The 16,287-nt window shown below is 42.2% G+C and carries 8 protein-coding genes; 6 read left to right on the top strand and 2 right to left on the bottom strand.

Translation table 11 applies throughout. The annotated features are described in order from the left end of the window. The first annotated feature begins 15 nt into the window (after positions 1-15). From MKX30_RS06530 to MKX30_RS06505, 6 genes are all read left to right on the top strand, one after another. A complete protein-coding gene (locus tag MKX30_RS06530) occupies positions 16-1,335 on the top strand; it encodes a glycoside hydrolase family 125 protein (protein ID WP_076264739.1) in 1,320 nt (439 codons plus the stop codon). Then, positions 1,332-4,487, top strand: a complete 3,156-nt coding sequence (locus MKX30_RS06525; RefSeq protein ID WP_341062605.1) for a beta-galactosidase — start codon at positions 1,332-1,334, stop codon at positions 4,485-4,487. The genes MKX30_RS06530 and MKX30_RS06525 overlap by 4 nt, the downstream gene beginning before the upstream one ends. Before the next feature lie 38 nt (positions 4,488-4,525). Further along, the gene (locus MKX30_RS06520; protein WP_341062603.1) at positions 4,526-7,318 is read left to right on the top strand and encodes an alpha-mannosidase; all 2,793 of its coding nucleotides are present in this window, start codon (positions 4,526-4,528) and stop codon (positions 7,316-7,318) included. 383 nt (positions 7,319-7,701) lie between these two features. Beyond that, positions 7,702-9,447 carry a methyl-accepting chemotaxis protein gene (locus MKX30_RS06515; RefSeq protein WP_053325855.1) on the top strand — a complete coding sequence of 582 codons (1,746 nt, stop codon included), beginning with the start codon at positions 7,702-7,704 and terminating at the stop codon, positions 9,445-9,447. Positions 9,448-9,610: 163 nt separating this feature from the next. Further along, positions 9,611-11,290: a restriction endonuclease gene (locus tag MKX30_RS06510; RefSeq protein WP_076295501.1), complete on the top strand. Its 1,680-nt coding sequence runs from the start codon at positions 9,611-9,613 to the stop codon at positions 11,288-11,290. A gap of 73 nt (positions 11,291-11,363) precedes the next feature. Then, positions 11,364-14,771 (top strand): nSTAND3 domain-containing NTPase, encoded by a 3,408-nt coding sequence (locus MKX30_RS06505; RefSeq protein WP_143757173.1) that lies wholly within the window; start codon positions 11,364-11,366, stop codon positions 14,769-14,771. Positions 14,772-14,876: 105 nt separating this feature from the next. Here the strand turns inward: MKX30_RS06505 and MKX30_RS06500 are convergent, their stop codons facing one another. Beyond that, the gene (locus MKX30_RS06500; protein WP_341062602.1) at positions 14,877-15,446 is read right to left on the bottom strand and encodes a DUF1697 domain-containing protein; all 570 of its coding nucleotides are present in this window, start codon (positions 15,444-15,446) and stop codon (positions 14,877-14,879) included. A gap of 34 nt (positions 15,447-15,480) precedes the next feature. Next, entirely contained in the window at positions 15,481-16,131 is a 651-nt protein-coding gene (locus MKX30_RS06495; protein ID WP_069081134.1) for a hypothetical protein, read from the bottom strand. Between the last annotated feature and the right edge of the window lie 156 nt (positions 16,132-16,287).

Here is a 16,287-nt window from a genome sequence, read left to right as displayed (position 1 = left end):
GGAGCGAAAAAGCTATTGGAACAATTCAGACTTCCCAAAATACCGATGCCCGACCTTGACTTGCCGCAGGCTGTTCAGGACGTACTTAAGGAAGCGGAGCAAGCACTGGCTCACAGGCCGAAGCTGCTGAAGCTGTTTAAAAACTGTTTTCCAAATTCACTGGAGACAACGACCAAACTAATGGATGATGGGACAACGTTTCTCATTACAGGTGATATTCCGGCTCTTTGGTTGCGGGATTCCGTAGAGCAGGTCATTCATTATGTGCCGTTAGCCAGGGAGGATGCTGATTTACAGCGTATCATTGGTGGTCTGATCAAGCGCCATATTCATTATGTCCTCATAGACCCGTATGCGAATGCGTTCAATGAGACGGCGAATGACTGGCACTGGAACGCGGCCGATGAGACGGAAATGTCGCCATGGGTGTGGGAACGAAAATTTGAAATCGACTCGCTTTGCTTTGTCATTCGGCTGGCTTATATGTACTGGAAGGAAACGGAGCTTACCGATATTTTTGATTCAAAATTCAAGATGGCTCTGCGTAAAATGGTGGATGTGTTCAAAACGGAGCAACGTCACCAAGAGCAATCTGCGTATCGGTTTACGCGTAATAACGGCATTTTCACCGATTCCTTGCGCAATCTGGGACTCGGTATGCCTGTAAATTATACAGGGATGATTTGGTCGGGCTTCCGTTCCAGTGATGATGCTTGCGATTTCCACTACAATATACCCGGTAATATGTTTGCGGTAGTTGCTCTACGGCAGATGCAGGAGTTTGCGGAGTGGGTATTTCGTGATATGGACTTTCTGAACGAGCTGAAGGAGCTGGAGGCTGAGGTGGAGCACGGTATCCGCTTGTACGGCATTTACCGCCACCCGGTATTCGGGCCTATATATGCTTATGAAACGGACGGATTTGGCAACTACTGCCTGATGGATGACGCAGGTACGCCGGGATTGATGTCCATTCCGTATTTGGGCTATACGACGGCGGACGATCCTATCTATCAAAATACGAGACTCTTCGCTTTAAGTCAGGAGAATCCGTTTTACTATGAAGGCAAGGCGGCTAAAGGCATCGGAAGTCCGCACACTCTGCCGGGTTACATCTGGCATATGTCCCTGTCTATGCAAGGGTTAACGGCCCAGACCACAGAAGAAAAGCTGGAGATGATCCGGATGCTGGAAGCGACCGATGGCGACACCGGATATATGCATGAAGGCTTTCATGCAGATGATCCCACGGTTTATACGAGAAAATGGTTCGCCTGGTCCAACAGTCTGTTTGCCCAGCTTGTGTATAAGGCCATGAAGGATGGCTTGTTATGAATGAATCCATAGTAAACCCATCCATCGTTGTTTTCAGTGAGCAAGGCTTTCCAGCTATAGGGAGCCTGTTGCCAGACGAGGCATTTCAGGGAGTTGCAGACGTGGTGGTCGTACGAGCCGATGAACTGGCTGAAAGGCTAAAGCATATGGACAACGGCTGTTTTGTCAATCTGCATGCACCGTACTTCCCCAAGTCCGCCTGGACCGAAATCGTGGCATTTCTCCACAGGGGAGGGGGGCTGCTTAACGTCGGGGGAGCACCCTTTAAGAATCCGGTCCGCGATCCTGCTGATGAGCATGGAGACTGGGTAATTGAGACTGAGCAGACTGCATATCATCAGGAATTGCATATTCATGAGGTGCTGAGAGTAGACGCATCGAAGGTGACTTCCCTGGTCGCATCAGAGGAAATTCCTGTGCTGTGTGGTCAGGAGTCTCTGTTCCAGGTGACGGATACGTGGAATCTCGTTCCACATACGACCAAAAGCAGCGATCTGCCGCACCAAATGGGCTCTGCCGGGCCGATGAATACGCGAATTTATCCTTTGCTCAAGGGAGTAAGTAAGGACGGACGGGACATTACCGCCCCAGTGGTGCTATGGGAGCATGCCCGAGGTCTGTTTGCCGGCGCACGCTGGATGTTTGTCCAATTGCCGTTGATAGCTTCCTTTTGGGAACAGGATGGGGAGCAGTTGCTTGCCCAATGGGCACGTTTTTGCGCCAAGGGGATGACGGAGCTATCTATCAAGCCAAACTACGCTGCTTATGAGCCTGGGGAACGAGCTGTACTGACACTTCAAACCCAAAGATTGCAGCGAGGAGGAGCCACGCCCAGATGTCACGAGATATGGAGCTTTGACCTGACGGTGGAGAAAATATTGGATGATCACAGTCAGCAGGTATGGAGCAAGCGCTTGCAGATTGAAGTTAGCAGAGAACAGGACTTTGTACGTATTCCCCTTTCCTTTTTCATCCTAAGCGGTTTATATCGGGTCATTTGCCGAGCCGAGTCATCGGATGGTGAAGTGCGTATATTGCGACAGGGCTTTTGGGGGCAGGATGCCGAACTGCTGGCTGAAGGACAGATCATCATGCGCAGTCGGGACTATTTTATAAAGGATGGGCGCCCGTTGCCTGTTGTCGGCATGACCTATATGACCTCAGATGTAGCACGGAAGTTTCTGTTTTTGCCCAATGCAGCAATTTGGGACCGGGATATGGCCCAGATGGCCAAAGCGGGCATCAACTGGATTCGTACAGGGGTATGGACGGCTTATCGCAACATGATGCAGATAGACGGGCACGCCTCGGAAGAGGCGCTTCGAGCAATTGATGCTTTTTTGCTGACAGCCAAAAGGCATGGATTGCAGGTGACGTTCACGTTCTTTTCTTTTACACCGGAAACATGGGAAGGGGTTAACCCTTATCTCGATCCGCAAAGCGTTGAAGCACAAAAGCGGTTCATTCGCAGTATTGTCAGCCGTCACACGACTACAACCCATGTAGACTGGGATCTGATTAACGAGCCTTCCATGTTTGATCCGTCGCGCATTTTCGCGGATGGTCCGCGTTCTGCGAGGAACTCATGGGAACAGGAGGCATTCAGCACATGGCTGGGGCAACGGCACGGCAGCATTGAGGGTTTGCAGGAAGCATGGAATATGACGCCACAGCAGCTTCCCTGTTTTGCTTCTGCCACAATTCCCGAGCCGGAGGAGATAAACTTCGACGTTCAGGATATGCATCAGGCCAAAAAGGGAGCCAAGTGGCTGGATTACTGTCTGTTTTCAATGGATATGCACAATCTGTGGGCCGAGCAATTGGCGACTACGATTCGAGAGCTTTGTCCCGGGCATTTGGTAACTGTAGGACAGGACGAGGCAATGGGCGCGCAGCGGCCGTCTCCGTTTTTTTATGAGGCTGTGGTGGATTATACGACGGTGCATTCATGGTGGCTGAATGACCATTTGGTGTGGGACGGTATTTTTGCCAAAACACCAGACAAACCGAATCTCGTGCAGGAAACCGGAATAATGTATGTTGAGACGCCGGATGGTCGAGCCAAGCGTTCAGAGGCGGAGCTGCGCGACATGCTGGAGCGCAAGTATGCGTATGCCTTTTCGACTGGTGGAGCGGGTGCGATTCATTGGATATGGAATACGAACTTTTATATGGATAATGCCAATGAATCTCACATCGGTGCGTTACGTGCGGATGGGACCGAGAAGCCGGAAGCAGAGGTATCTTACGATTTTGGGCGTTTTATGAATGATATTCGCGATCTGTTTACAGACCGAAAACTGGAGGAAACGGCTGTTGTATTCCCGTACTCGAATGATTTCTCCAACCGATCGCTTGCCTTTGATGCCACGACACGGCTTACCCGGGTGATGTCCTATGATCTCAAGCAGCCATTCCGTGCCGTCTCCGAGTATCATCTGGACTCGCTCAAGCGGCAGTTACCGAAACTGATTATGATCCCTAGCGCGCATAATTTCGACAGTACATCGCTGGAACATCTTCTGGAAATGGTGCGATCCTTCGGTGTGACTTTACTAGTCACCGGACCGTTGGGCCTTGATCCTTACTGGAAAGTGAGCGACCGAGTCGATGATATTATTGGGCAGCGTACGCTGGGGAACGTCCAACGGGAGGAAGTGATGAGTCTGGAGGGTCAAACCTTCCCTGTCTCATTCGGTCAGCGGCGAATTGCTGAGGTGGCTAAGGAGGAACAACTGTCACCGGAAGCGGATGGAGCGATGGTGGATGAAGTCGTGAACCTGCCGCTTGGCAAGGGGCGCTTGATCTGGAGTCCGCTTCCACTGGAGTTGAATGGCAGGGATGAGCCGATTGGTGAGCTATATCGCTATGCCCTCACTGCCGCCGGGGTGGAGCGAGAACTGGAGTGGATAGACGGTGGCGATCAGCCGGGACTATATGGACGTAAGCTGAATTTCGAGAATGGGGGCTTGTATATTTTCGTATCGGAGTTTTCCCGGGATACGCAAGTGCGTGTTCGAGATAAGGCGACTGGATTATCCTACGCTTTTCTGTTGCCAAGGAGCCGCTCTGTCTTGTTTGCTGTGGATCGAGAAGGTCAGTTGCTAGCAGTATATCGTCCCGAGGACGTGACGATTGAAGTGATACAGTGAACAATGGCAGGTCAAGATATACGGTGAGGAGATATGCGATGAGCGAGCAAAGGGATGAATCAATCAGCAATCAAGCGATAAGCAGGGAAGTAGACACATATACGGGTAGCAAGACGACAGCACATATTATTTCGCATACCCACTGGGATCGGGAGTGGTATTTGCCTTATGAGAAGCACCATATGCGCCTGATTAGCCTGATGGATTCTCTACTGGATAAGCTGGAGCAGGACCCGGATTATAAAAGCTTTTATCTGGACGGGCAGACGATCATTCTGGAGGATTATCTACAGGTTCGCCCCGAGCATAAGGAACGGCTGGAGCAGCATATTCGCAATGGTCGTATTTTTATCGGACCCTGGTACATTTTGCAGGATGCTTTTCTGACCAGCGGCGAAGCCAATGTACGTAATATGCAGATCGGGCACCGCGATGCCGAACGTTACGGCAATCCGTCCAAGATCGGATACTTCCCCGATACGTTTGGTCTGGTTGGGCAGACTCCGCAGTTAATGCTACAGTCGGGGATTACGAATGTTTTCTTCGGAAGGGGCGTAAAGCCCACAGGGTTTAACAATACAGTGTCGGATAGAGGCTACGAGTCCTCCTTTTCGGAACTGTTATGGACGGGGCCAGACGGATCGGAGGTACTCGGTATTTTATTCGCCAACTGGTATTCCAACGGCAATGAAGTTCCAGTAGATGAGGCGGAAGCCAAGGTTTATTGGAAGCGTAAACTGGATGATGCGCAAAAATATGCTTCAACTGGCGAGCTGCTGTTCATGAACGGATGCGATCATCAGCCTTTACAGCTTGATTTACCGGAAGCAATCCGTACGGCACAGAAGCTTTATCCGGATATCGAGTTTATTCATTCTAATTTCAACGATTATCTGACCTCTCTGAAACGGGCTACCCAAAGGCAACTCTCGTCAGTGAAGGGAGAGTTTCGCAGTCAGCGCACGGACGGCTGGGGAACGCTGGTGAATACGGCTTCTGCCCGGGTGTATTTGAAACAGATGAACCAGTTGGGACAAGTGATGCTGGAAAAAGTGGCTGAGCCGCTTGCAACCTTCGCGCATCTGTTGGGGCAGGCTTACCCTCACCATTTGTTCACCTATGCCTGGAAAACACTGATGCAGAACCATCCGCATGACAGTATTTGCGGCTGTAGTGTGGACGAGGTGCACCGTGAGATGGTGACCCGGTTTGATAAGAGCCGTCATGTAGCCGAGAGCATTGTGGATGAAAGCATTGAGGTCATTGCGCAAGCAGTGGATACGACGGGCTTCAGTCGCTTTGGAGAAGATGCGTTGCCACTCGTGATTTTTAATACGTCAGGCTGGGAACGCAGTGGTATAGTGTCGGCAGAACTGGAAGTGGTGCGTCTGTACTTCCGTGAAGGATACACGCTTGAGGAGGCCTCTCATCGAGCGAAGAAAGTGGATCTTTCCGGGCGCGTACTGGTGGACAGTGAAGGGTGTCCGGTGGCATGCAAGGTGGAGGACCTCGGGCTACAGTTCGGTTATGATTTGCCGGATGATCGATTCCGCCAGCCTTACATGTCTCGTCGGGTTTGCCTTACCTTTGAGGTAGAACGTGTGCCCCTTTTAGGCTTAAAAACCTATGCTTGGCTGAAAAGCAATGTCGAGACTGACTCCTCTTCACTTTTTCAAGGCAGTCGAAGTATGGAAAATGATCTGCTTCACGTCGAAATTGCGGATAACGGCTCTTTTACCCTGACGGATAAGCGTACAGGCTGCAGCTACAAAGACCTTGGCGTATATGAAAATGTTGGTGATATCGGCAACGAGTATATGTTCAGACATCCCGAGGGAGAGCAGGCGCGGACCACCGAAGATTTGATCGCTGACATCCGTGTGCTTGAAGATACACCTTTTCTCGCATCCTTGGAGATTATCCATCATTGGGAAATACCAGCCTCTGCGGATGAAACGCTGGGGCAGGAGCAGCGAGAACTGGTTTATTATCCGTATCGTCAGGCTCAGCGCTCCCGACAGACCGTTCCGCTGACGATACGGACTGTCATTTCTTTATCTCGGAACAGCAGGGGTGTTTCCATGGAAACCACCTTCAACAACCAAGCCAAGGACCACCGACTACGCGCGCTGTTTCCGACAGAAATACACTCTGGCGAGCATCGGGTGGACTCCATGTTTGAAATTGCAATCCGGGACAATGAACCCGCACCTGAGTGGGAAAACCCAAGCAATACACAACATCAGCAGGCGTTTGTGGATGTAAGCGGGGAACAAACCGGTCTGACCGTGGCCAATCTCGGGTTGAATGAATATGAAGTGCTGCGTGATGGACGTAACACGATTGCAGTAACGCTGCTTCGCTCAGTTGGCGAGCTGGGTGATTGGGGATGGTTCCCGACGCCGGAAGCGCAATGTCCAGGTGAGCATACCGCCCGTCTGGAAATCATTCCACATGATGGCGACGGTATTCAGTCCGGCGCGTATAGAGAAGCCTATCAATACCAAATTCCTTGGATTGTAAAACAAACGGGGATTCATGAGGGTACAGTTGCTCCAGATTATGCGCCGTTTGATTGGAAAAGCACGGAGCTTGCCTTTTCCTCTATGAAAATGAATGAGCTGTCGGGGGATGTGCTGTTACGCTGGTACAATATGAGTCATAGTATAGCCGAATTAATTATCAAGCCCAGGACGCAGCAATACGATTTTTATAAAAGTAATATCCTCGAAGAACAAGGAGAAGACATCGTAATGGATTCTTCTGATGAGTTACTTCAGTCTGTAAAGCCGCATGAAATTATCACACTAGGTTTTAAATTGAAGACTTAACAATAAAGAGAAGAAGGACATAGCCATAGGATAATATACCCCGATGAAATAACTTATCATCGGGGCTTGTTATCATATGGCTAAAAGTAAATAGTAGATAGGTTTAGCAAATTCTTCAAGCCCATGAGTATCTAAAATTTTGAGTTACATAGCAAGTCCAACTATGAAGTTGCCTATTATAATATTCTTTATTTTTGCATCACTGTTATCTTACTTATAAATTTAAGCGCTTTCTACCGATATATATAAATATAGATATCATCACGTTCTGTGATCTGCTTCATTGTGTTGTTTGGAGGGCAATGTCAAGGAGACCGAGCGGAAACTCGTGAAAGTTGAGAGCAGCGTGAACTATTATCCATAGACGATCTGGAGGGGTTTGGATGAGTAACAAGCTATCAGACAGGACTAAAAAAGGGAAGGGTTTTAGAGATTTAAAGGTTACGACAACGATGATCTCCATGATTGTAATCAGCTTAGTGGGTTTACTCATTGTATCGTTGGTAGGGGTTATCGGTATGTATCAAGCTAAAGAGGGTCAAGGTATTTTGTATGTGGATCGCTTTCAACACCAAACGAATATTCTTGAAGTCAAAAGTGATTTCTATAATATGCGGGCTAATTATACAAAAATACTCGACAATAAGGAGTACACAGATAAACAGTATAAGCAGGTGCAGAAAGGAAAAGATAGCGTTACAACCGGACTAAATGAATTCTCACAAAGGAATTTGGATGCTAAGGAACAGAAAATGTACGAGGAACTACGGGGGAGTATAGACACATATTATCAGGATATTGAGCAAATCATGGCAGTCAAAAAAAATAGCGGAACGTATGACACGGAAGAGAGAGGCCGGATTAATAAATCCAGTACGGCAATTGTTACGATGCTGACTACGATTTCAGATTATAACAATGAGCAATCCGCCAACTTATATCAAAATACGCAAAATGAGATTAAAATGCGTACAATTGTTTTGATCACAGTTCTGGCCCTCGTGCTGGCTATTCTTATCACCATCTCCTTTGCGGCCATTCGAAATATCCGTTTTCGGATGAGTACTATTACGAAATACTGTGAGGAGATTACCCAAGGAAATTTAACGGCAGCACTTGATCCTGCCTTGCTTAAAGGAAATAATGAGATCGCTGTGATTGCGCGTGCCATTCAACAAATGACAGATTCAACCTCAATGGTCATTACGGGGGTTATCAAAGAGTCACGCCAAATTAACCAACTGAGTGATCAGACGAATCATAATATGACAGATCTCAATGAGCGGATTAGAGATGTATCTGCCACGGTCGAACAGCTGTCAGCAGCTATGGAAGAGACTTCGGCATACACCGAAAATATGAACCATTCGGCGGAAGAAATGCAGCGGGCAGCAGAGTACATTTCGGTCAAAACTCAAGAAAGAGCTCAGTCTGCCCATGATACAAGTGTAAAAGCCGAAACATTGAAGCATGCGGCAAGTGAATCCAATAAAGCGGCCAAGGAAATTTACCGGAAGGCCAATGAAAAGATGAAGGAAGCGCTAGAACGAGCCAAGGCCGTAGACCAAATTCGTTTACTTTCTCAGTCCATCTTAGAAATTACGGCACAAACCAATTTGCTGGCTCTAAATGCATCCATTGAAGCGGCTCGTGCGGGTGAGTCAGGTCGAGGGTTTGCGGTTGTGGCTAACGAGATTCGCAAGTTGGCAGACGGCTCCAAACACGCGGTAGACCAAATTCAGAGTGTTACTCAAGAAGTTGTGCAATCGGTAGAGAATTTAACTACTAATGCCGAAGAATTACTGCACTTCCTGCAAGCCCAGGTAGGCAAGGATTATCAGCTGCTTGAGGATACAGCAGGACAATATTACAATGATGCCGTGGAGCATACGAACACGGTCAATGATTTGAACGCCACCTCTAAGCAGGTGAATGCAACCATCCAAACGATGGTGAGAGCGATTCATGAGATTGCAACAGCCAGCGAACAGTCCGCTATATCCACTCAGCACATTGCAGAGAATATGGTTTCATCGACGGAGAAATCTCTTGAAGTGGCACACCAGTCTGATCAGGTGAAGGGAAGCGCTGCCCGACTGAATGAACTGGTCGAAGGTTTTAAAATTTAACGAGGGCCACACGGTGAGTAGTAGCCTGTATGGAGGATGAGGAAAACAGTTGGGGAGCCGTAAGAAGGCTCCTTTTTTAGCTTTCTAAGATTGCAACTTGGTTTGTTCATAAAATTTTATAATTTATTATATATAATTAATAATAATGAAAAGGAGTTACAACATGGCAACTAATTTTGAAGAGGTAAGTGTACTGTCGGTAGTTATAAAGAGTTACATAATTTTTGAGGATGAAGAGGAAGGATTAGGCTATGAAATTGAAATAGTAGATAGTTTAAAACATCCATTTTCTGATTTTAAGGATAGGGTATTAAATGCTGGGAAAGAGTGGAAGGATAAGGAGCCTGGTCCAACAATATTTTTGAATGTTGGGCATAGAGAAGAAGTGGAGTTTTATAATGAAGTATGGAAAAGAGAAATAAAAACAATTTTTCACGAAGTTACAGAAAACGACAACTTCTTAGATTCGCTTGATAGGGAAATAAAGGAGCCGCATAATATAATATCTCAGAATCTCTTCTTTCTCCTTTATATTAATGAGCTTTTCAACAGCACAGCTTTAAAAGCCCCTTACAGCGGAATAAAAGAATTAGAAGAAGACGATTTATTAATTTCTTTTTTTTATGGGATTGAGGGATACGAAAATTATGAATCGGACTTTGTAAATAACATAATTAATTTATGGATAGTAAAAGAAAAGCCCTTTTTAAAAGGCTATCAATGTTTTACCCGTTCATTTGTCTTGGGAGAAAGTATCAAAGGAAGAAGGATAACAACGATGATTGGAAATCCAGAATCTGATCATGTAAGTCTTCTAGTCGAAGGAGGACTACTTATCCCTCTCAATGAAGATGGTTACAAGAGCCTATCTTATATAGATAGTCAATATATTAACCAATGGACGGTTAAAGATGTAGAAATGATTCTTAAAAATCCTGTATATGCTTACGGAGTACAGTTTGAACCAGCAGAATTATTCTATGAATGGCAATATGTTTTATTATACGGATTGGCAACATTACCGATTAAAAAGTATCCTATACAAAAACTAGAGATAGTGTACGAAAGTTTTATGGAGAAAGTAAAACAAAACATATGTTATTTTTATAAAGCTGAAGTGATTTTACCAGATAAAACTGAATTCTTGAAAGTAGTGCAGAAAGGAATAGATCAATTAAGATCTTATCTAACTGGTAGCGAAGAAGAAGGAATCTCCAAAAATATTATCTTCCTTATGAAAAATAGATATGCTTTTTTATCGGTCATTTATAACTTTTTAGAATCATTTTTTTTCAAAGAAGTCAATGGACGATTTGAAAAATTAGAATTTAATATGAAAGAGTTTGGTTTCCTGCTAGATGAAGCTAAACATTTAAAGAGTGGTTATGAGAAAGGATTACTATTTGAAGAGGTGGCAAGTTATTTTCTACGCAGTGTGTATGGCTTGAAACTTATGGGTCACCGCATTAAGGAAGAGAGAGAGGAAGTTGATCTTTATTTCTGTAATGCGTCTCTTGATCCATTTCTTTGGAATTTAGGTGCTCTAATCTCTGTTGAATGTAAAAATAGAAAAGAAAAAATTAAGGTTTCAGATGTTAGAAATTTGGTGCCTGTAATGGATTCTAAAGGGATTAAAACATGTATTATTTTTAGTATGGCAGGCTATACGCAGATTTCATTAAAAGAGATTGAGCATCAGTTTGTAAATGGAAGGAATATAATTCCTCTTAGTATGGAGGATCTTGAAAAAGTGTGTTGCAATTATCCTCCAAATAAATTGTTAGCAGATAAAATGAAGGAATTATTCACAGCTACTGATAATGATCACAGATTACTCTATTAAATTAAAAGCATGAAGTATAACACATTCATAGGATTCAAAGATGAATATATCAGTCTTAGAAAGATGGGAGATTATGAAAAACAATTATGATTTTCACGCATTATTAGATGACGTTGAATTTGAGGCGTTGGCAATAGATATTGTTCGAGTTCGAGAAAATTTGGAACCCAATGTATTTCGCAGATATCCTAAAGGTAGGGATGAAGGTATTGATGGGTATAGGTACAGTGATAATACTATTATTCAAGCAAAATGCTATAAAAATGATTTTAACATTTTGTACAGCAGTTTAAAAAAAGAAGTATTAAAGTTGCATAATTTACAACCGTCTCGATATATTTTAGTAACATCAGTTGAATTGACAGAAAAGAACCGAAGGAAAATAATGGATTTATTTAATGGTTATATTCATTCTGATGAAGATATAATTGGTAAAATAGAACTAAATGAGTATCTTACTGACCCTAAGTTTTCTTTTATTCAAATAAAATACAATAATTTATGGACGCCTAGTACAGTAGTTTTTGAACATATTTTAGAAAATATTATTTTGCGTGAACCCAATAATTTTAATCAATTTCACTTAAATGAAATGAAAAATAACGTTGAGTACTACATAAAAACGAAAGCTTATCATGAATCACTTGATATTATTGATTCACATAATTGTCTATTGGTATACGGTGAACCGGGAATTGGGAAAACGATGATAGGTTCTAATATAGCGTTCCACTATTTGATGCAAAATGAGGAGCTTGATCTTTTTTTTACAGATACTATTGAAGATGTGTATAAATTTTATCGCTCAGATAAAAAGCAATTATTTGTAGTAGATGACTTTTTAGGTGTAAATTATGTCAATAATCAGATCAAAAATGGTGAGTCTAAAATTTATCGAATGCTTAAGAGCATTATTAGTGGCAATAATCATAAAATTGTATTGATTTCGAGAAAAAATATTCTTTTTGAAGGTATGAAATTATTACAAGAATTAAATGTAATACTTCTAAATATGAGTGTTGAATTATCTTCAACTAGCTTAGAAAGCTCAGACAAAATGAGGATATGTTGGAGTATTCTAAAAAAGTCGAACTTACAGTATAGTCTCTTGCACAGCATTGTAATAGTTTCTGACAAAATTATTAATCACGATAATTATAATCCCAGATTTATTAATGATGCGATCCATCTTCTTTCTAAAATAAAGTATGATGTTGGTATTCATCCGGGAAAAATACTGTTGGAAACATTGAAGAATCCCAATGAAATTTATGAGAGAATGTATAATCACCTTCATGAGACTTCAAAAAGTGCAGTTTATCTTGGTATATGTATGGCAATCTTTAGATATCCGGTTGAATTAAATATTTTAAGAAAATGCTACGGGGACTTACAAGAAAGCCTTCCTTGGCAAGAATGGCAAAGTTTTGATGATGCTTTGGATCAATTGTCCGCCTCTTTTTGTTTCGTTAGAGATATGAATTTTATCAGAACATTGACAGGTATTGACTTTGAAGCAAAAAAAACAATTATAGGCTTTAACAATCATAGTATGATGGAATTTTGGAGGCATTTAATATCGAAAAATCTGTCACTGTATGGGCTAAATATTATTAAGAGTATTAATTTAATAAATCCTATTTTGTTTTTCGCTCACAATGTACTTTCACTAAATTTAATTAATGAACATAATAATATGGAGTTTGAACAGACGATTATTCCAGGAATTATTGATAGAATCGCTAAAGATTACGAACGTTTAGATTTTATCTACTCCAATGGGCTAGAGGAATACTGTACAGATGATAGATTTACAGACTTTTATTTCTCTTCAGATTATACCGACAGTTACAATCTTAAATTAAGACAAATATTAGATTTGAATGAACAATATAACTCTCAAAAATTAAGGGATGTAATAGAAAAGTTAAAGGCGTTTTTTATTAATAGTTTGTTAAAAGATGACCGTCATGCACTTTCTGATGAAGAGAAGTATGGCGTTCCTAAGATTGTCAATAAGTTATTAAAGCAAGGGTTCGAAATCCCTGCTATGAAAGAGTTATTAGATGGCTATCGTTCTAAAATAAATTTTTTGAAATTTTACATTGTTTTTTATGAATTCAGAGATATATATGGTCAAGACTTTGACTGCTATCTCCAAGAAAACTACAACGAAATTTCTGATAATATTGTTTGGCTTATTGAGGATGATTATGAATTTTATGCATCCGATTATATGGAAATTGAGATTGGGCAATTGTTATTCGAAGACGTTCCAGAAGTGTTCGAATTATATAACATAAAGTTTGGAAAAAAATCCCTTAAGGCCATGAGAACATTGGAAAAAACTATAAATTGGGATGGATATCCAGTAAAGTGGAATAGAATTCATTCTAACTTTGAAGAAACTACAAATCGTAATCCTAATAAAAGCCAAGTCGAATTTCATGAAGATGATATTTTTGTGGAAGAAACAAGTGAAAGGGATTTTATGGAGGAGTTGCTTCCCTATATATATGGGGATAATCAAGATAGTTGGGATTCTTTAATTAATTTAACAGGAATAGCAGACTGTGAATTTACTATCATAGATCGAGTTCAAGAAGAACTGTTCATGGGGAAATCTAAATGGAAAGGAACATATTATTCTACTGATCCGCTTTTTCTTGCGAAAATTATTGATGAGTATAAACAAGGTAATAGAATAGAGAATCAGATTCACAAATTTTTTTACAACATGTTTGGTTCAATTGAATGTTCCGAATATGAAATTCTTACCAGGATTGCAGTTGCAGCGCAGGAACATAACGAAATGTATTTTAATCGGGATAATTTGAAACAATGGCTCAATATATCAAATGAAGAATGGAACTTGATTAAAGAGAGCAGCTACTTGGGACATAATAATGGATGGTTGTATTTTATAGCCTCTGAGATTCAAGTCTATCTATTATGTAAGAATATTAATGACCATTCATATAATAAAGACAAAATTTTGAGCTTGATTGACTGGATTATAAACGAGTCCGAATTTCATACTTATATTTATAACGTATTTTGTATTCTTGTTGAGTTTTTTGCGGATGAAAGTAAAAATTATTTTTTGGAAAGCATTCAATCTTTTATTGAGCACATGAAGGAACTGAATGGTACAGAACAATTGGCATTTGGTTTATCTTCTGTCTATACACTTCAAGAGATGAACGATAAAAAAGAAGTATCGAGTACAATTAAAAATTGGACTTTACTTAGGTTTTTAGAAATGTTAGAAGTAGAGTTTAATGAAGTGACTTCTGATTTGTCTTATGATTTATTTCAAAAGATCGCCACAAATAAGTACGAGACAGAATGTGCAATTGATTATGAATATTGCATAGCGCACCCAGAAAAGTTAGCTCCATTGCTTAACACTTCTTCAGTTGAACAAATCATAAAGGATGATCTAACAAAGATTGATAATTTCATCGAACAATATTTTTGATGAGTTTTTTTATTTATACAGCCAGCACCTTTGTAATAAGATGTTGGCAGTTTTATCACTATATGTTTTTTATTTTGCCCTATCCCTATTTAAACACGACTACAGTCAGGAGCTCGTATCCCGTAACTCTTCCTGTTCAGCCATTTGCACCAGCTTATAAATCTGACGAGTTGTGTTCACATTCCGCACCGTCATTTGCTGATACAGCTTGGTTCCGACTAATTTCGTTAACCCGCTTTTTGTGACTTGTTCTTTGCTGACAGAGTACAGAACGGCCCCGGTCGTATATATTACATGGCCTATTCCCGGTTTCAAAGGAAGCTTGTCCAGAACGGAAATATCGTTAATTTCATCCCACAGAAACATTACATCACTTTTCATCTGTGTATCATTAGACCATTCATTCGGCAGTGCCTCCATAATGCTCTGAATCTCTTTCATGTTACGGACGATGACGCGGATGGGTAAGCTAAAATCCTCCAGAATCGCCTGTTCCAATATGAGTGAAAGCTCCTGGTTAGACTGGGTCTGACTAGAAAAAATAATGTTTCCAGAATTAATGTAAGTCGTCACATGCCCCATACCTGCATTTTCAAACGTTTGCTTGAGCCTCTTCATCTCGATCTTGTTGTTGCCGCCAACATTGATGCCCCGCAGTAATGCGATATAGATCATAAAAAGTCCCACCTCTCTTCAAAAAAAAGGATTTCTAACAAAGGGATAGGTATTCCATTAAATACGTGGTTTGATTTTCGCTCAACAGCGGATGCAGCAGCGGTTTTACGTGCTCGATATATTCTGCTTTGGTTTCGTAGGTCTCCTCATCTTTCAATTCTCCCTTAAAGGTACAGGCACCTTCAATCAGGATGGAGAGAGCCGTAAAGAAGTTAGCTAAAGAGTCAGCAATCTGCTGCGGGACACCGCCTTCGAATGCAGCATATACAGGGGAACCGAGTGCGCTAGTATCGACAATGACTGGATCGTCATTAAAAGTGGCAATCACGACATGATGGGGCGGCCACGAAGAAGATTCTTGGACAAGCTCACCAGATGTAATCCAGCGATAGCCCAGCTGTTGGCGATACAGATGTTCTGGTGCGGCAAAAAAGAGAACCGCGGCATCCCCGATTTCAACTGCTGCATTTTTTAATTTGTGTGTTCCCACTGCCTTAGCATCGATCATTTCATAATGGCTATACAGATACTCAAGTTCAGGGGATACAGGAATCTGGTTGTCCCAGCAATCTGATATTTTCTCCATCCGGGGCTGGATGTCGTGGTTTTGGAACAGCCCATAGGCTTCATTATATAAGTTTTGTTGTTGTACAAAACAGGCCAGAGCTTCGCTTAACTGTTTCATAGGTGTCCATTCCTTTCTAATTGTAGGCTATGACCTCCGACAATAACGTTTCATTTCTAGCCTAAAGATATCATAATATAGATTTGGAGAACATATGTTTCTGTAATTGTGCCGCCTTGCCAGTCTATCCAGATTAATTTTACAATATAGGAGTTC

This window comes from Paenibacillus sp. FSL P2-0173, from assembly GCF_038008045.1.
GTDB lineage: Bacteria > Bacillota > Bacilli > Paenibacillales > Paenibacillaceae > Paenibacillus > Paenibacillus polymyxa_B.
The sequence above is the reverse complement of the archived record's forward strand: the minus strand, read 5'-3'. Positions and strand labels throughout refer to the sequence as shown.

Excerpts from the sequence above, each read along its gene's own strand:
- MKX30_RS06500 (WP_341062602.1), bottom strand. The coding sequence starts at position 15,446 with ATGATCTATATCGCATTACTGCGGGGCATCAATGTTGGCGGCAACAAC.
- MKX30_RS06495 (WP_069081134.1), bottom strand. The coding sequence starts at position 16,131 with ATGAAACAGTTAAGCGAAGCTCTGGCCTGTTTTGTACAACAACAAAAC.
- MKX30_RS06510 (WP_076295501.1), top strand. The coding sequence starts at position 9,611 with ATGGCAACTAATTTTGAAGAGGTAAGTGTACTGTCGGTAGTTATAAAG.
- MKX30_RS06525 (WP_341062605.1), top strand. The coding sequence starts at position 1,332 with ATGAATGAATCCATAGTAAACCCATCCATCGTTGTTTTCAGTGAGCAA.
- MKX30_RS06505 (WP_143757173.1), top strand. The coding sequence starts at position 11,364 with ATGAAAAACAATTATGATTTTCACGCATTATTAGATGACGTTGAATTT.
- MKX30_RS06515 (WP_053325855.1), top strand. The coding sequence starts at position 7,702 with ATGAGTAACAAGCTATCAGACAGGACTAAAAAAGGGAAGGGTTTTAGA.
- MKX30_RS06520 (WP_341062603.1), top strand. The coding sequence starts at position 4,526 with ATGAGCGAGCAAAGGGATGAATCAATCAGCAATCAAGCGATAAGCAGG.